This window comes from Bacillus sp. UMB0728, from assembly GCF_002858875.1.
Taxonomy (GTDB): Bacteria; Bacillota; Bacilli; order Bacillales; family Cytobacillaceae; genus Bacillus_AB; species Bacillus_AB infantis.
Genome location: NZ_PKLA01000005.1, coordinates 193,220 through 211,196, shown reverse-complemented (window position 1 = coordinate 211,196; position 17,977 = coordinate 193,220). Strand labels below are relative to the sequence as shown.

General features: G+C 45.0%; 20 protein-coding genes and 2 other annotated features. Of the genes, 5 read left to right on the top strand and 15 right to left on the bottom strand.

The annotated features are described in order from the left end of the window. Nucleotides 1-56: 56 nt before the first annotated feature. From CYJ37_RS20350 to CYJ37_RS20330, 4 genes are all read right to left on the bottom strand, one after another. Entirely contained in the window at nucleotides 57-530 is a 474-nt protein-coding gene (locus CYJ37_RS20350) for an 8-oxo-dGTP diphosphatase (RefSeq protein ID WP_180827397.1), read from the bottom strand. 375 nt (nucleotides 531-905) lie between these two features. Further along, nucleotides 906-1,904, bottom strand: coding sequence for a tryptophan--tRNA ligase (locus CYJ37_RS20340; protein WP_101551449.1), 999 nt, complete (start codon nucleotides 1,902-1,904; stop codon nucleotides 906-908). Nucleotides 1,905-1,957: 53 nt separating this feature from the next. Further along, nucleotides 1,958-2,202, bottom strand: a binding site (T-box leader). A 116-nt stretch (nucleotides 2,203-2,318) separates the two neighbouring features. Beyond that, the gene (locus CYJ37_RS20335; RefSeq protein ID WP_101551447.1) at nucleotides 2,319-2,777 is read right to left on the bottom strand and encodes a DinB family protein; all 459 of its coding nucleotides are present in this window, start codon (nucleotides 2,775-2,777) and stop codon (nucleotides 2,319-2,321) included. A 139-nt stretch (nucleotides 2,778-2,916) separates the two neighbouring features. Then, nucleotides 2,917-3,687 carry a TerC family protein gene (locus CYJ37_RS20330; protein ID WP_022543436.1) on the bottom strand — a complete coding sequence of 257 codons (771 nt, stop codon included), beginning with the start codon at nucleotides 3,685-3,687 and terminating at the stop codon, nucleotides 2,917-2,919. Nucleotides 3,688-3,990: 303 nt separating this feature from the next. On the opposite strand from CYJ37_RS20330, the gene CYJ37_RS20325 reads away from it, so the two are divergent. Continuing rightward, nucleotides 3,991-4,767: a metal-binding protein ZinT gene (locus CYJ37_RS20325; RefSeq protein WP_253616395.1), complete on the top strand. Its 777-nt coding sequence runs from the start codon at nucleotides 3,991-3,993 to the stop codon at nucleotides 4,765-4,767. Nucleotides 4,768-4,954: 187 nt separating this feature from the next. Here CYJ37_RS20325 and CYJ37_RS20320 read toward each other — a convergent pair whose 3' ends face one another. From CYJ37_RS20320 to CYJ37_RS20295, 5 genes are all read right to left on the bottom strand, one after another. Beyond that, nucleotides 4,955-5,872, bottom strand: coding sequence for a hypothetical protein (locus CYJ37_RS20320; RefSeq protein ID WP_101551443.1), 918 nt, complete (start codon nucleotides 5,870-5,872; stop codon nucleotides 4,955-4,957). Continuing rightward, complete coding sequence (locus CYJ37_RS20315) at nucleotides 5,856-6,233, bottom strand: hypothetical protein (RefSeq protein WP_101551442.1); 378 nt, start codon at nucleotides 6,231-6,233, stop codon at nucleotides 5,856-5,858. Before CYJ37_RS20315 ends, CYJ37_RS20320 begins: the two co-directional genes overlap by 17 nt. Before the next feature lie 27 nt (nucleotides 6,234-6,260). Beyond that, the gene (locus tag CYJ37_RS20310) at nucleotides 6,261-6,461 is read right to left on the bottom strand and encodes a hypothetical protein (RefSeq protein WP_101551440.1); all 201 of its coding nucleotides are present in this window, start codon (nucleotides 6,459-6,461) and stop codon (nucleotides 6,261-6,263) included. A 327-nt stretch (nucleotides 6,462-6,788) separates the two neighbouring features. Next, nucleotides 6,789-7,184: a VOC family protein gene (locus CYJ37_RS20300; protein ID WP_101551436.1), complete on the bottom strand. Its 396-nt coding sequence runs from the start codon at nucleotides 7,182-7,184 to the stop codon at nucleotides 6,789-6,791. Between the two features lie 114 nt (nucleotides 7,185-7,298). Further along, complete coding sequence (locus CYJ37_RS20295; protein ID WP_022543433.1) at nucleotides 7,299-8,171, bottom strand: YitT family protein; 873 nt, start codon at nucleotides 8,169-8,171, stop codon at nucleotides 7,299-7,301. Between the two features lie 168 nt (nucleotides 8,172-8,339). Here CYJ37_RS20295 and CYJ37_RS20290 point away from each other — a divergent pair, with 168 nt between their 5' ends. Continuing rightward, nucleotides 8,340-9,275: an AraC family transcriptional regulator gene (locus tag CYJ37_RS20290; RefSeq protein ID WP_009791969.1), complete on the top strand. Its 936-nt coding sequence runs from the start codon at nucleotides 8,340-8,342 to the stop codon at nucleotides 9,273-9,275. Nucleotides 9,276-9,287: 12 nt separating this feature from the next. Further along, complete coding sequence (locus CYJ37_RS20285) at nucleotides 9,288-9,689, top strand: DUF1761 domain-containing protein (protein ID WP_009791970.1); 402 nt, start codon at nucleotides 9,288-9,290, stop codon at nucleotides 9,687-9,689. 88 nt (nucleotides 9,690-9,777) lie between these two features. Here CYJ37_RS20285 and CYJ37_RS20280 read toward each other — a convergent pair whose 3' ends face one another. The 5 genes from CYJ37_RS20280 to asnS all read right to left on the bottom strand — a co-directional run bounded on the left by CYJ37_RS20280 (nucleotide 9,778) and on the right by asnS (nucleotide 14,492). Continuing rightward, on the bottom strand, nucleotides 9,778-10,782 hold the full coding sequence (locus tag CYJ37_RS20280) for a GGDEF domain-containing protein (protein WP_101551434.1): 1,005 nt from the start codon (nucleotides 10,780-10,782) through the stop codon (nucleotides 9,778-9,780). 26 nt (nucleotides 10,783-10,808) lie between these two features. After that, nucleotides 10,809-11,537 carry an EAL domain-containing protein gene (locus tag CYJ37_RS20275; protein WP_022543432.1) on the bottom strand — a complete coding sequence of 243 codons (729 nt, stop codon included), beginning with the start codon at nucleotides 11,535-11,537 and terminating at the stop codon, nucleotides 10,809-10,811. Between the two features lie 230 nt (nucleotides 11,538-11,767). Beyond that, the gene (locus tag CYJ37_RS20270; protein ID WP_101551432.1) at nucleotides 11,768-12,043 is read right to left on the bottom strand and encodes a hypothetical protein; all 276 of its coding nucleotides are present in this window, start codon (nucleotides 12,041-12,043) and stop codon (nucleotides 11,768-11,770) included. Continuing rightward, nucleotides 12,040-12,936, bottom strand: coding sequence for a DMT family transporter (locus CYJ37_RS20265; RefSeq protein ID WP_101551430.1), 897 nt, complete (start codon nucleotides 12,934-12,936; stop codon nucleotides 12,040-12,042). Before CYJ37_RS20265 ends, CYJ37_RS20270 begins: the two co-directional genes overlap by 4 nt. Nucleotides 12,937-13,100: 164 nt before the next feature. Continuing rightward, entirely contained in the window at nucleotides 13,101-14,492 is a 1,392-nt protein-coding gene (gene asnS / locus CYJ37_RS20260; protein ID WP_009791976.1) for an asparagine--tRNA ligase, read from the bottom strand. A gap of 52 nt (nucleotides 14,493-14,544) precedes the next feature. Further along, nucleotides 14,545-14,773: a binding site (T-box leader), on the bottom strand. A gap of 303 nt (nucleotides 14,774-15,076) precedes the next feature. On the opposite strand from asnS, the gene CYJ37_RS20255 reads away from it, so the two are divergent. Together CYJ37_RS20255 and CYJ37_RS20250 are read left to right on the top strand one after the other, a co-directional pair. Then, nucleotides 15,077-15,508 (top strand): hypothetical protein, encoded by a 432-nt coding sequence (locus tag CYJ37_RS20255; RefSeq protein ID WP_142385287.1) that lies wholly within the window; start codon nucleotides 15,077-15,079, stop codon nucleotides 15,506-15,508. A gap of 53 nt (nucleotides 15,509-15,561) precedes the next feature. Beyond that, the gene (locus CYJ37_RS20250) at nucleotides 15,562-16,764 is read left to right on the top strand and encodes a DUF4085 domain-containing protein (protein ID WP_101551427.1); all 1,203 of its coding nucleotides are present in this window, start codon (nucleotides 15,562-15,564) and stop codon (nucleotides 16,762-16,764) included. A 36-nt stretch (nucleotides 16,765-16,800) separates the two neighbouring features. Here the strand turns inward: CYJ37_RS20250 and CYJ37_RS20245 are convergent, their stop codons facing one another. After that, nucleotides 16,801-17,862 carry a DmpA family aminopeptidase gene (locus CYJ37_RS20245; RefSeq protein ID WP_101551425.1) on the bottom strand — a complete coding sequence of 354 codons (1,062 nt, stop codon included), beginning with the start codon at nucleotides 17,860-17,862 and terminating at the stop codon, nucleotides 16,801-16,803. Nucleotides 17,863-17,977: the final 115 nt, after the last annotated feature.

Below are 17,977 nucleotides of genomic sequence, written 5' to 3'. Positions count from 1 at the left end.
CAGACCCCGTGGCCCAGCTTCAAAAAAAAAGCCAAGGGACCTGTCCCCTTGGCTCTTCATGTTCTCTTAATCATAATGGCCCCCGACCCATTCCTCTCCTCATCCCAAACCGTCTGTATCTCAAATGTCCCCGGCTCGAAAAACAAATCAAATCTCATTTTGATATCTTCCTGCATCGGCAAATTTTTTGCATCTTTTATGCTGATCCAATGCAGCTCCCCTTCCGGCGGATTCTCCAGCAGTTCGCCCTCAAAGTCCTTCGTCCAATAATTCATCATCATATACCGCTCATTTTTCACCGGATTCACAAACTCCGAAATCCCCTTAAATACAAGATTGCTCACTTCAAGGCCGGTTTCTTCCCTGACCTCCCGGATTGCTCCATCAGTAAAGCTCTCCGGGAATTCCACTCGCCCGCCCGGCGGAAGAAAGCCCTTAAAGTGGTCATGCTGCCTGTCCAGCAGCAGCACTTTATCTCCATCCTGAATCATCACCACTGTCCAGATCTTATAGGTTATTTGATTCTCCAAAATATCTCCTCATTTCGTGCCAGGGGGTCAGGTCCCCTGGCCCAGCCTCAAAATGGGCCAAGGGACCTGACCCCCTGGTTCATTTTCAGCGGATTAACATGTACACTAAGGTTCCCCCCGCTAGAAATAGACCTGTGCCCAAGAGAACTTTTACATAAGATACTCCAACTACAGCTGTATCATAGCTGGTCTCTCTGCTTTCAAGCACAGACCACCAATCATTCTCTGTAGAAAAATAGATGGCCATGAACAGCCATGTAAGAAAGGTGAAAAGAGTAATTAGGAATACGATTATTTTTGCCCTCAAAATATCCCCCAATCAGATTCATATGGCATTTATAAAGCAGGGAAGTTAGAATCCTGCTGGTTAAACAGTTATACAGTGAACCCTATTTTCCTCTTTACTTCTTTTAAAAACGGTGCACTGACAGCCCTGGCTTTTTCTGCTCCCTCCTGCAAAATCTTATCAATTGCTGCCGGCGAGGACATCAGCTCCTTATATTTTTCCCGCGGCTCCTCCATGAATCTATTCATTGTATGGAAGAGCTCCTTTTTCACTTCTCCCCAGCCTATGCCTTTCTGATATTCTGCTCTCATCTTTTCAACTTCAAAAGCTGAAGCGAATTCTTTATACAGCATAAATAATACGGAAGACTGCGGATCCTTCGGCGCCTCTGGCGGCAGTGAATCTGTTTTGATTTTGTTGATAAGTTTCTGCAGCTTGCCCGGCTCCTCAAAAAGAGGAATTGTATTTTTGTAGCTTTTGCTCATTTTCCGGCCATCCAAGCCTGGCAGCACTGCTGTATCTTCTTGAATTCTATACTCTGGCAGCAGAAATGTTTCGCCATAATGATGATTAAAGCTTTCTGCAATATCCCTGGCAATCTCAATATGCTGGATCTGATCCTTCCCGACAGGAACAACCTCCGTCTTGAACATCAAAATATCGGCGGCCATCAGCACTGGGTAGTTGAACAAACCCATGTTCACACCGAAGTCAGCATCTTTCCCAGCAATCTTATTGGCTTCAACAGCGGCTTTATAGGCGTGGGCACGGTTCATAAGCCCTTTGGATGCAAAACAGCTTAATATCCAGTTCAGCTCAAAGATTTCAGGAATGTCTGATTGCCGGTAAAAAATCACCTTGTCAGGATTCAGTCCCAATGCCAGCCATGTTGCAGCAATCCCATATGATAACTGGTTAAATTCGGCCCCATCATGGATTTTGGTCAGTCCATGATAATCGGCGACAAAGTAAGCCGCCCTGTATTCCCCTGAATCAGCCAGCTCCAATGCAGGCTTGATCGCCCCGATATAATTCCCTAAATGAATCTGTCCTGTAGGCTTTATCCCTGTTAAAATCGTTTTTGCCATAATGCCTCCCCCTAGTTCAAAATCGGATGAAATACAAAAAGGGCTACCCCTCCAAAAAGGACGAGTAACCCGTGGTGCCACCTTCATTCGTTCACAATAAGTAAACGCACTTATCCATACTGAAACCAAAGGTTCCAATACTTAGCCTCTTGTAACGGTAAGGCACTCCGCCGGACCTACTGCAAGTTCAGCCCGGAAGCTCAGAAGCCCATTCAGCATTAATCCTGTACTGATTCCCACCCAACATCAGCTCTCTGCCACACTCTTAATGCCTACTATTCTTCATCATCGCTCTCCAATAATTAAAATCAATTCTAAAATATGGATATCAAGAGGTCAAGAGTTATTTCGAGCCAGGGGGACAGACACCCTGGCCCATTCATAAAAAAGAGCCAAGGGGCCTGTCCCCTTGGCTCAAAGCCACTTCCGAATATCCATGATAGCCTGCAGATGCATGCCTTCATGGAATATCGTCCGGATCAGCACTTGTTCGATTGTCTGCATTCCCATTTCTGTTGGCGGATATTCTTCTTCAAGGCGGTGGCCATAGGCTTTCCTCAGGCTTGTTGGCTGCTGTCTAAGCAGGTCCTTAAGTTCATCAAATGAGGGTGTTTCTTCAGTAAAATCAGCAGGTGTTGAGCCATAGCCAAACCAGGTGCGGAATGCTTCCGGCACCGGTGATTTTTCCTTCGTTACCGCTTCAATCCATAAATATTGGTCCAGATAAATATGCCCCATATTCCATCTGATGTTATTGCGGAATTTATCGGGAACAATCTCTGCCTGACAGGCGGTTATTCCTTCTAACACAAGCAGAATATCTTCCCTGTAAGCTTGCAGCTGGGTGAAAAGATTTTCGTGGCGGTCATTCATTTTTTGAACTCCTTCTTATAATGACATCCACCATAAGTTCCACAAAACACGGCGCCAATCCTTCTTGAAAAAAGAGCCAGGGGGACAGACCCCGTGGCCCAGCCGCAAAAAGAGCCAGGGGACCTGTCCCCTTGGCTCTTTATAATGTTTCGGTATTCGATTTTTTCTGCGGTGCAAACCATCCGAGGAGGGCTATTGCGATCAGTATTCCGTAGAAGACCAGTGTCCAGCCTGTGCTGTGCGGAAAGTGGTGGTCTAGGACGCCGATATCTTCGTGCGCAAGGGTGATGACAGCAAGCTTGACTCCGACCCACGCTACAATGGCATAGGCGGTTGTTTCAAGTGCCGGTCGTTTCGCAAGCAGCTGCACAAACCAGGTTGCAGCGAATTTAATAAGGACCAAGCCCGCGATTCCGCCAAGGACCACGACAATGAACTGTCCGCCGTCCATGCCGCCGAAATCATCGAGCGGTGAATCCGGCAGTCCCAAAGCAAGTGCAACCGCAGCAAGGATTGAGTCAATTGCAAATGCCAAATCGGCTAATGCAATTTTCCCTACCGTCGGCCAAAATCCCTTGCCGCGGGACTCTTCTTTCAGATCCTCGCGGTTATGTTCGTTATCCTTCCCAAACTTTGCTTTAATCACATGCTTCAATCCCAGGTAAAGCAGGTAAGCCGCCCCGATTGCCTGTATCTGCCACACGTTGGCAATGAAGGAAATGGCAAAAAGCGCGATAAATCGAAAGGCAAATGCCATAATAATTCCGTAGTTGATAGCTCTTTTCTTCTCTTCCTCAGGCAGATGCTTCGCGATGACAGCCAGTACAAGCGCATTGTCAGCAGAAAGCAAGCCCTCCAATCCAATTAAAATCAGTAATGCCCATGCATATTCAAGCCATATGCCCTCCATAAAAACACTCCTCTCAACAACAATACATTTTTTGTAGATTTCCCTGATAAAGCAGTTTATAACCATTTAATTAAGCATTAATCATTTTCTTTTTTAAATGATCCCCTCAATGTATACAATAACTCCATTTTATAACACATGATGTTGTCTGCAATATTATTTTTTCAAATAGTTTTCTTAATCATAAATCAAAATAATTACGTTTTACATTGACACATTTTTTCGCACATAGTATATTCAGTAAAGTATAAATAGTAACAATTACGATTTATACAATACATAATGATCGGAGCGATATCATTTATGAGCAAAAAGCTTACCAGTTCTATTTTTTTCCTTTTCTTATTAGGCATCATCCTTGCAGGCTGCCAGGAAAAGAGCGATGCACCGGCTAAAGAGGCAGCCCCTGAGGAATCCGCTGAAAATGCCGAGGAATCCACTGAGAGTGCCGAAGAAAGCCATGATCATGAACATGACCATGATGACGAGGAAGATCATGAACACGAGCATGACCACAGCCACGGCTCAGAGGAAGAACAACAAATCTATTCAGGGATATTTGAGGATGACCAAGTCGAAGACCGTCCCTTATCTGACTGGGAAGGCGACTGGCAGTCTGTTTATCCTTATCTGCTGGATGGAACGCTGGATGAGGTTTTTGAACACAAAGCTGAGACAAAAAAGGATAAATCACCTGAGGAGTACAAAGCTTATTATAAAACCGGTTATGAGACAGACGTTGAACGAATTGTTATCAAGGATAACGAGATGACATTTTACAGAAATGGTGAAGCAAAAACAGGAGAATATGAATATCACGGCTACGAAATCCTGACCTATGAAGCTGGAAACCGGGGCGTCCGTTTTCTATTTGATCTGGCAGGAGAAGAAACAGATGGGCTGCCAAAGCATGTCCAATTCAGCGATCACAGCATCTACCCGACAAAAGCCCATCATTACCACATTTATTTCGGGGATGAAGAACATGCAGAGCTTCTCAAAGAACTGGAGCACTGGCCAACCTATTATTTCTCTGATTTAAGCGGAGACGATATAGTGCATGAAATGACTGCTCATTAATAAATTAGAGCTGAGAGAGATATTGCCCTTTTGCAGGTGATATTTGTCTCTCAGCTTTTTTAATCTGCATCATTTTTTGGGTAAATTGCTCAGTGTTTAAATCGTTTCACTGCTTTTTAAACCAAGCCCCTTTTATCCTGCCAACAAGCCTGAAGGAAGAGCTTCTATCCTTATAAAATCTCCCCTATCACCCGCCCAATAAACGCTCTTTATTCTCTTCCAAATGCTTCATAATTCCTTGAATGCCAGACTCATAGCTTCTCACCGCTTCTTCATTTGGTTCAGAACCACTCTGCAAAAATTGCTTCCATTCTCCTTCTAACTGCTTCAGTGACTTTCCATAGACGGCCTGGATTGTTGTTGCAAGGTCCGGTTCACCATGAATTTCTAAGAATTTTCCCAGTCCATATTCATTGATAAGATACCTTGTAAACGAAGCGGATTCTATGTAAGCCAGCCATCTGAGGGAGGATGAGTCTTTATCCAGGTTTGTATAGGAGAAGAATCTGTCATCCAGCAGCAGGGTTTCAAGAGGCAGTATGATGTCTTTAGAGATTAAATCCTTCATGATTTCATGTGTATCTTCCTTATAATTAGGATTCACACTTCTTTCCGAATAGGTTTCCTGCATAAAAATCGCCAAGCCTTCTTGTGTAACTTGTCCTTTTTCATCATTAAAAAGTGCATGGGTCATTTCATGAATGAGCGGATCATTTCCTTCTGAAATATAATAAAGATTGATGGTGCCGCCGTTATGGGAGCTGACCTTTTGCTCATTATGCAGATTCAAATAAATCCTGGAGGGTGGAGAAAGAGGAATCTTTTCTTTTTGCAGTGCCCCATAAAAGCTGAGGATTTCTTCTTTGATCTGCTTTAGCGTATCCGTTGGTAACCCCCCTTTATTTTGCATAACAATATCAATTTTCCCATCTTCTGTTTTAAAATTTGTCAATTCATTTTTTGGAGGCTCAGCTCTTTTGGTGACCTCGGCATCCTTGTCAGTATTGGTACAGCCGATAAGAAGCCCCATTAGCAAAATGGCAGCAGAGGCAGCCTTTATCCTTCTGCCCGCCTTCCCCTTCCTATTGTTAATGTACATCTCCATCAAATACCCCTCTCATCTCCTCAGGCACAATCATCACATCCTGTATTTCATACCGATCATCAGGCGTTAAATGAAGCAGCACCATTTCGCCATTTTCAAATTTTAACAGCTCATAGGTATTGAAGCTTGTACCTGAACTCATCCTTACCTTAATTTGCTGCAGCAGCTCATCAGAGATTTTCGCCTTTCTTCCCTCGGCCATGAGTGTTCTGGCCTGCTGGTCATTTTCTGTCCTGACCGCTTCCTTGAATATCAGCCCAACTTCACCAGCATCTGGTTTGCTCAACTCTTTATAGACAACCAGCCCTAATCCTATGTTCAGAAAAATAGATGCAGCAATAAGTATATTCTTGACTCGCATCGCTTCACTCCTTACTTAGCCGGATTATTAGTACCCAAATTGGTTCAATATAAACTTCAGCACCGGCAGCAGGATCAGAATCAAAACGCTTTGATAAAAAGAAGTCAAAATATCCTTTTTCCACGTATTCCTTTCAGGATAGCGATTGGCCAATCGCTGAAACAGAAGCAGCACAAGCCACCAGAAAAATAAAGCGGTCAGCACCATTTGTATATCACTATAAAACATCCTTGCTCCCCCTTTGCCGACAATTTACTTAATCACATATACGGTTTATAAGGAAAAAAGTTCCTTTTTATTAGTACAAAAAAAGCATTTCCCCATCAAAAGGAAATGCCCATTGCTTCTTTATTCTTTTTTCCGTTCTTTTCCGAAAAAGCCCCAATCCAGGAAGGCATATACGGCCATATATACGGCAGCCTGGATACAATTAGAAAGGAGGTGGACTTCCTTTTCTGTTAGAAAGTCATACAAGCTAAACCAGGCTATCATGATGATAAGCAATAGGATATAAAAATTCTTCCTGGATTTTCGCAGAAATTTTTGCACTTGCCGCTATTTCGCACCCTCATCAGGCTGATGGATTCCAAAGATATTGCCTTCTGTATCCACATAATATCCCTGCCACGCCATCCCCGGCAGAGCGTATTTCGGCAATGCGACCTTTCCGCCGTATTCAATGATTTTAGCTTCGGTGCTGTCATAATCTTTAACACCTAAAGTACAGGAATAGCCGTTCACTGGCTGACCGGGTTCGGGCGGCGGGCTTTGGCGTTTGATCAAGGCCCCATTGATGCCCATTTCACTGTCTTCACCCGTCACTGCGCCGAAGTATGGCATCCCGGCATATTCGCTCCAGTCCTGAAACGACCAGCCAAACACATCTCCATAAAACTTTTTCGCACGCTCCATTTCATCCACATGAATTTCGAAATGAATTAGTCTTCCCATGATTACCTCCCGATTTCCAATTATAATTTCTAATACTAACTTCGAGCTATCTTTAGGAATCCCTTCTACAAAAAAACGCCTGCCCCAAAGTTTTTGGAGCAGGCATCTTTTCTATTAGTGGATATCCTTTTTCCTGAAATTTCCGCCCTTTACTTCGGAAACATCATAAACAGTGACAAAGCAATCGGGGTCAATTTCATTGATGATTTCTTTCAGCTTGGTTTCTTCCATGCGGTTGATGACACAGGTGATCTCCCTGAATTTTTCATGGGAAAAGCCTCCGTAGACTTCTTTATAAGTCGCACTTCGGCCCAGACGGTCGCGAATGGTCTCTACCATCAATGCAGGCTGAGTGGTGATAATCTGAAAAGTTTTGGAACCGCTCAGTCCCACCTCAACAATGTGAATGACCTTGGATGCGATAAAGTAAGCAATTGCTGACAGGATTGCCCCCTGCAGGCCAAACACGGTTGAAACGAAGATAAATACAAAGATGTTCAAGAAGAGAATGATATCGCTCGTCCCAAACGGCAATTTCCGGGACAGCAGCACGGCTAGCATATCGATGCCATCCAAAGCACCGCCATTCCGCAGCGCCAGCCCCATGCCAAACCCGAGGATGATCCCCCCAACCACTGTGACCAGCAAGGTATCGCCTTCAATGATTGCCGGGGTATGATGCATCATGCTTGTCCCTATAGCCAGGGAAGCAATTCCGATGATGGAAAGGATCGCAAAGGTTTTTCCGATCTGCTTATATCCCAGCCAGATAAACGGGATGTTCAGGACCGCGATTAAAATCCCTAATGGAAAATCAAATAATTGCGCCCCAACGATACTGAGGCCTGTGACACCTCCATCTGAGACATCGTTCGGAATCAGAACGGTTTCGAGGCCATATGCAGCTATGACTCCCCCGAGGATGACCAGCAGCACCCTCATAGCAAATTTCAGTTTATTCGACTTATGCTTTCTCTTTTCAGTCATAAAATTTCCTGCCTTTACTCTATTTTCATTTTTACAGTGTATCATATTTTAGCCAATCTCCAACACTACTTCACACTTGCCAGGGGAAAGAGCCTTGCCCGCCCTTGTCCCTGAACAGCATATCCTGTTTAATATAAGTTAGGAAATTTACACTAAGGAGTACAAAAGATGTCTGGGAAAGAACAGTTTATACAAATTACTAAAGTACTTGAATATATAGATCAGCATTTGCAGGATACTTTGCCGCTTGAAAAATTGGCCAAGGTATCGACTTACTCCCCTTTTCATTTTCAGCGCATCTTCAAATCATTCATGGGAGAATCTCCGGCTGCATATATAAAAAGGCTCCGGCTCGAGAATGCCGCACACTTATTGATATATGAGCGTGAGATTCCAATTACCGAGGTAGCCCTCATGTGCGGATTCTCCTCCATCTCTTATTTTACCTATTCATTTAAAGAAAATTTCAGTACAAGCCCCAAGAAGTGGCGTGAAGGAGCCTATCTGGAATTATTTCCGAGAGTCTATCAGGATAGCAAGAAATCTAAACTTTTCAGCAATATAAAGAAAGAGGAACAGCAGCAGAATCCCTATAATGAGTTTAGATGGCTGGACCTGGATAAAGTCAGGACCATTGAGCTTCCAGTTTGCGCAACTGTGAATAGACAAAGCGTCGGCCCTTACACGGAAGGAATCCCGGATGCCTGGGAAGACCTCTACCATTGGACAACATCAAGGGAGCTAATGAAACCGGATCCGTTCACCTTTGGTGTGCCGAGAAATAATCCATATATAACACCTCCGGAAAAAACCAGATATGACTGCCGCATAGCAATTGATCAGGATAAGATTCCGGAGGGCGAACCCGCCTTTCTTTTTAAAGGGGGAAAGCATGTTGTATATGAGTTTGATGAACCTGTCGATTACAGTGAAAGAGGCAGACTGATTGAATGCTATTCTGAACTGTACAGCTTCTGGCTGCCGAGAAGCGGATACAGGTATCTGGATAATCCCGTGGAATTGGTTGATGTAAAGCCGCTCAAAGGGTCGCTGTCAGTAGAGTGTAAAATCAGGGCAATATGCCTGGCCATCGAACCCAAATAAAGGAGCAATCTTATGTCAATTGATTGGAGCAGCATCTCCCTCCTTCCGGTAATTGCCGGAGGAATGGTATACATCCTTTACGGAGGAATCTATTATTCAATCGCCTTATCGAAAAAGTATACAAGCAATCATGAAATCATCAATAAACAAAGCCAGGGCCCATTCAAATATATCTACTCAGTTATTATTGCATTCATGATTTCATATTTAATGGCTGCCGTCCTTCAGGCGACCGGCTCTGACAGCCTGCTGGATGGCGCAGTGCTGGGATTTTCCGCCGGATTATTGATCTCCATCGTTTATGTAAAAAATGCTTTATTCGGACTTGTCACAAAGAAATCATTGGTTATTGCTGTTGGAGACCATATAATTGCATTTACTATGGTGGGGATGGTTGTGGGGTTATTTTTATAAGTATTGAAGAAAGGTGCCTGTCCAGTATTCTATTACAAGGGCAGGCACCTTTTTATGCAGCGAGAAGAGAGCTGTGTGATGTTCCTCATTAGACCAATGACCCGCTCGTGTACTCCTCTAAGGCCTGGCAGCATTTTTCATCTTCCAAAGTAAGATAAACACTTTTGCGGAAAGATTTGCAGTGTTTCTTAAGCCGGGCGGCTTCTCTGCTCAATTCTTCAATCGTTTGAAAGTCAGTATTCGTGTTGAGGACAACAGCAATGGATAGACCAAGGATCGGGACACTGTCCGGGATTCCCATCCGGTTTACTGCCTGGATGCACCCTTCCTTAAGCTCTTCTTCCGAGTAAAATGAACGGGCATAATCATCAAATTTTTCGAGAATCGCCGAGCAGATGTTTTGATAGTTATGATGAGGGAAAACCGCAATAAAATCATCCCCTCCAATGTGCCCGATAAAGGAATGGCTGCTCATGGGACTTGCAGCAATCACATCTTTCATTATTGCTGCTGTTGCCTGGATGACCTCATCGCCAGTTTTGAATCCAAATGTATCATTGAAGGTTTTAAATGAGTTGATGTCAATATAAAGCACGGTATATTGATCCGAGGACATTGCCTTCTTGAGGGCATTTTTAATCTCGAAATTGCCCGGCAGCCCTGTCAGCGGATTTGAATATCTTGCTATGCTGATCTGTTCCTCCGCCAGCTTCATCAGGAGATTCCGGATGCTCACTGTACCAATCAGCAGGTCTTCTTTCGTTACAATTACGTAATCATACAGCTGCTCCTGTGTCCGGTCCATAGCAAGGGCACTGGCTTCCGTAATTGGGACAGAATGGTCGATAACAAGAGGCTCCGGGATCATGACCAGCTCAACTTTCCGCTTCATGAACAGGTCAAAGCCGTACTGAGTGGACAACTTTTGATAAAATTTCGTTTTCGACACCAGCCCGACCGGCCGGCTGTCCATACAGACAACGACCCCTTCAATTTCCGGCGTTTCCTTAAAAATGGAATAAACATATTCACATTTTGTCGAAGGAGCAACAAACATGACTCTCTCGGCGATTTCTCCAATCGTCGCTTGCATAACGACACCTTCATTTCAGTACAAAGTTATAGATGAGTGCTGGGCCTTCCAAGGTAATATCCTTGTCCCAATTGAATGCCTGCCTGCCTGGCAATCATTAATTGCTCCGCAGTTTCAATCCCTTCAAGCGTAACGGCCACACCTTCGCTGATAAAATAGGCAGCAATCCAATCAAGGAACTTTTGCTTTTTCACAGACTCAGCCAGGTTTTCACAAAAATAACGGTCTAGCTTGACGATATCCGGCTCAAGCTCCAGAGCAATCCGCAAGGAAGACTGTCCTTTTCCAAGATCGTCAAGTGCGATCCTGAAGCCAAGAGACTTCAAATATTGGACAATATCCTTCAGCCTGTTTAAAGAAACAACCGATTCAGCTTCATTCAACTCAAACGTAATCTGTTCCGGCTTCAGCAATGCTTTCTTCATTATATCATCGATTTTCCATAAAAAAGCCGGTTCCAGCATTGTAGATGGGAAAATATTCACAGATAAACGGAAAGATGCAGCAGCTGCAGCTTGATATTCAAATGTGCTGATGCTCCGGGCAATCGAAAAAACATCCAGCTCATACAGCTTTCCGTTCTGTTTGGCCATTGCAAACAGCACTTCGGGATTTTGGATCTCAAAGCTTCTGATCAGTCCTTCATAACCTGCAATACAATGCTCTGCCAAACTGAATATAGGCTGAAACGCATGGCAGAAATTGAACATATGGAAGTTTTGATCTTCTTTAGATTCAAACAGCATAGTTGTCATCAAAAATACCTTCCTAAACATAAAGTCGATAATCCAAATGTACTACTTCTCTGTTAAATTCGTGTAAGGTTCTTGTAAAAATCTTTCTAGGTATATAAGAATTTGACAAGCTTCCTACATTGTAGCCAAAGATAAAAAAAGGGAAAGCCCCTATGAGCTCCCCCCATCATTATTACCCGCGCTTCCCACTGATCAAGGAAAACCTGTTCATAACTGCGTTTTTTCCAAAGCTAAAAGTCGTCCATAATTTTTACTAGGCCGCCGGTACGGGCTGACTCCACAGCTGCCGCTGCAATTCCCTGGGCTCGGCAGGCATCCAAATAGTCCGTTTTAATCCCGGAGGCGTACCCTGTCTTAATCGCATGAATAAAAGCTCTTGCTTCAAGTATGTATGGGATTTCTTGATCCTTCCACTCTGTTACTATCCCATTCTCCCTTTTTGTCAGCCCTTCCTGATCAAGCTGGAGAATGCCCCAACCTGCAATGGCTTCCGTTCTGGCTTTCACTGCCCAATAATAATAATTACCGTCCCCAAAAAGACAGCACAGGCTGTTGCAATCAGCCTCCAGTCGAATCTTTCTTCAGAGGCCAACAGCATCCTGGCCAGGAAAATCGTAATGATCGGCTCAATAGCCGCTATGGTACTGACATACGATACATGAGTATAAAGAAGGGACACGAAAAAAGAGACTTGGGCAAACCCTGTCACAATGCCGGCTGCCACAAAATAGAGATTGATATTTTTAAAGTTCCATGCCAATGTCAGCTTCAGCTGCTTTCTGCCAATTTCCATCAAAATAAACACGAGCAGGGCGAATACGGAGCCAATCAATGATCCTAAGACTGCATCAGAATCATACAGAATTCCTAATTTTCTCAGCCCCTGGCCAATGCCAAAGCAGATGGCCGCAGCAATCGCCAGCATGAACCCCGATTTATCCTCTCGTTCCGCATGGTCCCCTGCTGAGCGGAAGTCAAATCGTGCCTGCAGAAAGAGGAAGGTCAGGATGACGAGGATTCCAGTCCCGGCAAGAAGAGAAATGGTTTCTCCTAAAAAAAGAACGGCCATGATAATGGTGAATACCGGGGCAGCATTTTTCAGCGCGGCCGCCCTGGAAGAGCCTATTTTTCGAATACCGGCAAACAGAAGAGTCCTGCCTAAAAATACCGTACAAAATCCTGCCAGCATATAAAAAAAGACACCAATCCAGCTAACAGGCGCCATCTCTTTTTCCCCAAAAAGAAACATCGATCCGTATATCCCCGTCACGGTCAGCACACAAATGAACAGAGACAGGAAACTGCCATTATCCTGCGGGGATTTTCTCATCCCAAGCTGGATGAATATATAGTTGAAAGAATAAGCTATGGCACAGAAAATGGCTAAAATAACCCCCACGCTGTTACTTCCCCTTCCCGCATTTAGGCTCTCAATGCTTCCATTGTATTTCGGTTCCCTAAAATGGTTCTGGATTTCTGCTGCCGGCTTACTGGAATCCCAAATGAAAAAGCCTGTCCGCTAAAGGAATAGCGACAGGCTTTTTAAAATGATCTGGAGGTAAATTAAAATTCAGCATTCCCCGGAGTACGCGGGAATGGGATAACATCACGGATGTTCTTCATGCCTGTGAGGTACATGATCAGGCGCTCAAAGCCGATTCCGTAGCCGGAGTGCTTGGTTTCTCCATACTTGCGGAGCTCAAGATACCACCAGTAGTCCTTCAGGTCCATGCCCATCTCAGTGATTCTTTCTTTAAGGAGCTCTTCCCTCTCCTCACGCTGGCTTCCGCCGATCAGCTCGCCGATTTCAGGAACAAGCAGGTCTGCAGCGGCAACGGTTTTGCCATCATCATTCGCTCTCATATAGAAAGCCTTGATATCTTTTGGATAGTCTGTGACAAAGACAGGACGCTTATAAATGACTTCACTCAGGTAGCGCTCATGCTCTGTCTGCAGGTCTGCACCCCATTCAGGCTGATATTCGAACTTCTCGCCTGACTCTTTAAGCTGCTCGATTGCATCCGTGTAAGTCACGCGTGCATAGTCAGTATTCAGCGCTGTGTTCAGCCTTTCGATAAGAGTCTTATCGATAAAGCTGTTGAAGAATGTAATTTCCTCAGGAGCTTCGTTCAGCACATACTGAATGACATGCTTAATCATCGCTTCTGCCAGGTCAAGAATATCCGGCAGCTCAGCGAATGCCACTTCCGGTTCAACCATCCAGAACTCAGCCGCATGGCGGGTTGTGTTAGAGTTTTCTGCACGGAAAGTCGGCCCGAATGTATACACCTTCTGGAAAGCAAGAGCGAATGCTTCTGCTGATAGCTGCCCGCTGACTGTCAGATTGGCTTCTCCATTGAAGAAGTCCTTGCTGAAATCCACGTCGCCTTCATCCGTTTTAGGAACATTATTCATGTCCATCGTTGTCACACGGAACATCTCGCCGGCACCCTCCGTATCACTGCCTGTAATGACTGGAGTTTGAGCGTAAATAAAGCCTTTTTCCTGGAAGAAGTTATGGATGGCATAAGAAGCCAGAGACCTGATCCGGAAAACAGCTGAATACGTATTCGTGCGCGGACGCAGATGGGCAATCGTCCTCAGGTATTCAAAAGAGTGCTTCTTCTTTTGCAGCGGATAGTCTGAATTTGATTTACCCTCAATCGTAATCTGTTCAGCTTTCATTTCAAATGGCTGCTTCATGTCAGGCGTCAGAACGATGGAACCTTCTATAGAAACAGTAGAGCTGATGGCCGCTTTTGTGATGTCTTTAAAATTCGGCAGCTCGTCTCCGTAAACAACCTGGACATTTTTAAGAAAAGTGCCGTCATTGACTTCAAGGAAGCCGAAAGTCTTTGAATCGCGGGACGTACGGACCCAGCCGGTTATACGCACCTTCTCATTCAAATGGGCTTCAGGATCTCTGTACAGCTCTTTAACAGTTGCTTTAATCATGATTGATCCTCCTAAAAAAATAATGTTCATAAAAAAAAGCCTACGTCCCCCTAAAAGGGACGAAAGGCTTTGCTTCCGCGGTACCACCCACATTGCCGCAATATGCGGCCAGCTTATCAATTCCGGCAGATAACGTCCCGGACACGTCTAAGCCTACTCAGTGAGCCTTTTCGGTTAGAACTCAGAGGTGTTCTTCACTCATGCATCCTCATCAGGCTCACACCATCCCTGACTCGCTTTAGATTACAGCACCAGCTACTCTTCCTCATCATCGATTTCGTTTGTTTAGTTCAACACCATATATATTAATCGAAGAGCGGGATAGTTTCAACTGGGATATTGGCTGCAGGGCAGATTAATCTCTTCATTAAGCATTATTGCCCAAAGTTTGAGTGGATAAACAGCTTGAGGAGCGGGTTTCTTGGGTTGGTTGGTGGGCCAGGGGGTCAGGTCCCTTGGCTTAGTTTGTGGGCCAGGGGGTCTGTCCCCTTGGCTCCCTTACTCGCGGTAATGGCATGAATGAGCAGGGGCACATATATTTCCAGAATGCTATAATAATAGAAAAAGCCAAAAGGATGCTCACATTGAAATCTTTAAAAATGAAGGCCTTCACCTGGATTGAATCCCTTTATGATCAATACTCAATTAACAGTTTTACTGGTAATCATGCCGCTTATTTTAAGCTTGATGGATTTGCCGATGAACCAGAGGTTTATATCCATTTTACCGATGCTGGTCTGGACTTTGGATATGAAGCTGTACAATGGAACGGACCTATTCCGGCTCCGGTGCCTGGCATTTATACAAAACATTCTTTATCCTGGAAGGAAGTTCAATCCTTGAACAGAGAAGAGCAGCAGGACGTGATGCTTGAACTGCTGCTTAAGACTATTAACACCAGAAAAAGGCAATATCGAAAGTGTCAGTTTTGCGGTGAAAAGGTTGCCAAGGAGCATCGGTTTGACAATGATACATGCCATGGCTGCGCATCGCGGCAATTTGGGGTTGTTTACTAGATTTAATGGAGATGTACAATATACTACTTTACCAAATGATTTGAGGTGCCTCAATGTGGAATCTAACAATTCAAGCAAAAGAAGCATTCTTAAAGCATAACCTACTTCCCATTCCTGAAACGGACTCTGACTGGGAAAGCGCCTTGAGAGAAGCCGAGGAGGAAGGAGAAGATCTCCATTCCCGCCGGAAAGAGGAATTGAAAGATATTAAAGCAGAACTGCTTACTGTGCTCCCTAGCCGCTTTGTTCCTTATGTGGAGAATGGAACGCTCAATCAGCCTTCCCTGCCAAAATCGGTCCGGGAGGATTATCTTCAATGGATGCGCAACAGTGACAGGGAGTTTGAACAGGTTCTGGATGCAGCACATGAGCAGACAACACAGGCTGCTGCCCATTTATCACCTGCTGTCCAGGAAGTTTTCACAGATAGCCTCCATGATGCCATCATAGAGCGGATTAAGCTGGAGAATGGCAATCTTCATCTTTATATCAATACAGAGAGCGGTTTTTCCACAAAGCCTTATATCCACTTTACTTTCCATGATATCACTGAAGAAGAAGCAGCTGAGCAGCTGCAGACCGGCCAATGGCTGATTTACTATGAGCTGCAGAAAACCGCTGCAGGCTTTGCCTTCCGCGTTCTGTTTGAATGCCCGGATGCCCAGTGGACCATTTATATGAAGGATTTGACTGTGCAGTATTTTTATAGGCCGGTGCTTTTTACGAGATTAAAAGATGAAGGAAAATTAGAGGATATGCCGCTTGGGAAATATATCGCACAGCTGCCGCAGGGTCAGCGCTATTGGCTGGCTGTGCCTGACTTTATAAGCGAGATTAGCAGCTTGGAGGAATCCGTTCTTCTAGCAGATGGAAAGCTGGAAGTAAACCAACTAAACGCAGTGGTAACAACCTCAAGCGGGCAATACACCTACCCTTTGGAGGAATATAATCCGATCGGCTTCATCTACACTGACATTGATGAAGACCCCTACGCACACTTAAAGGAGCCGGTCCCGCCGGAAGAGCTGGAAGCTGCCATTTTCAGCGGGATCCCTGAACAGCAGGTCAGCGCCTGGAATACGATGTATACCAGTCCTGAAGAGCATGCGGAGACGATCAATCTCATCATGGAGAAGCTGGAGTTCACAGAAGAAAATGAAATGATGCTGTTTGTATATGCAAACTATTTTTATAAAGCTGGGGTTTTGAGTGAAGATAATATGAAAAAGTACGGAGAATTGATTGATCATGAATAGGAGCCATGCCCCGTATTATTTGGGGCAAGGTCTTTTTTACACCAGCCGGATACCATGCTCCCGCAGCAAATCACTCAAAGCCGGCCGCACATTCCCATTCCGGCCCACCACCCGTGTTGCCGCTGCCAAAGAATTCAGGACAGCTTCTTCCGTTGCATCGCCTGCCGCCCTGAAGGCCAGATCGATATCCTCTTCATGTATCATAGAAAAGGTCAGGCAATCTGCCGGTTTTTCATGAGGGATTTTCACAGCAGTCGAAAACCCGATGACAACCTCGCCGCTTCCCGTCCCGATGATTGACCCCGTCCGGGACAATCCTGTAACCGTCCTTTTAATAATTCGATTCAGCTGCCTCTCCGACACAGGCAGATCTGTAGCCACAATGATGATAACCGAACCTCTATCCTGCTCCTCCTTAGCTTGGATAGCCTCACTCAGCTCTACCCCGACCGCTTTCCCATTCACCCGCAGATCCTTTAAACCGCCGAAATTCGTCAGCACGAGAACGCCCAATGTATATGTCCCATGGTCCATCTCCATTACCCTTGAAGCTGTCCCGATCCCGCCCTTCAGCGAATAGCAAAGCATGCCGGTCCCGGCTCCAGCCGTTCCCTCTTCCACCTCGGCCGAGGCATTCTGCAGTGCCTGGAAAACATGCTCCCGCTCTATAAACCCAGCCCTGATATCATTCAAAAACATATCATTGCATTCACACACCACCGGATTTACCGTTCCAGTCGTCCGGCCGATTTCGGGATTAGACTCCAGCATATACTGAATCAAAGCATCTGCCGCTGTACCGATCCCGAGCGTATTGGTCAGGATAATGGGGGATTCAAGCGTACCCAGCTCATTGATCTGAATTGTCCCCATACTCTTCCCAAACCCGTTGATCACATGGGTTGCGGCAATCAGCTTTTCTTTAAATAGATTTCCGGGATGCGGCACAATTGCCGTAACCCCGGTTTGTTTGTCAGCTTCGCTCAGCGTGGTATGCCCCACAGTTACGCCTTCCACATCTGTGATGCTATTGCGCGGACCTGTCTGAAGGGTTCCTATTTTTACTCCATAGTCTCTGATTCTTTTTTTGGCATGCATTGCGGCCCTCCGTTCTAGTGGCGTTTTTCTTAGTTTAGAATAATTTCTGCCGACAGTAAATGAAAAGTGCCGGCCCAATATGGCCGGCTCCTCTCTAAAACAATATTAGATCCCA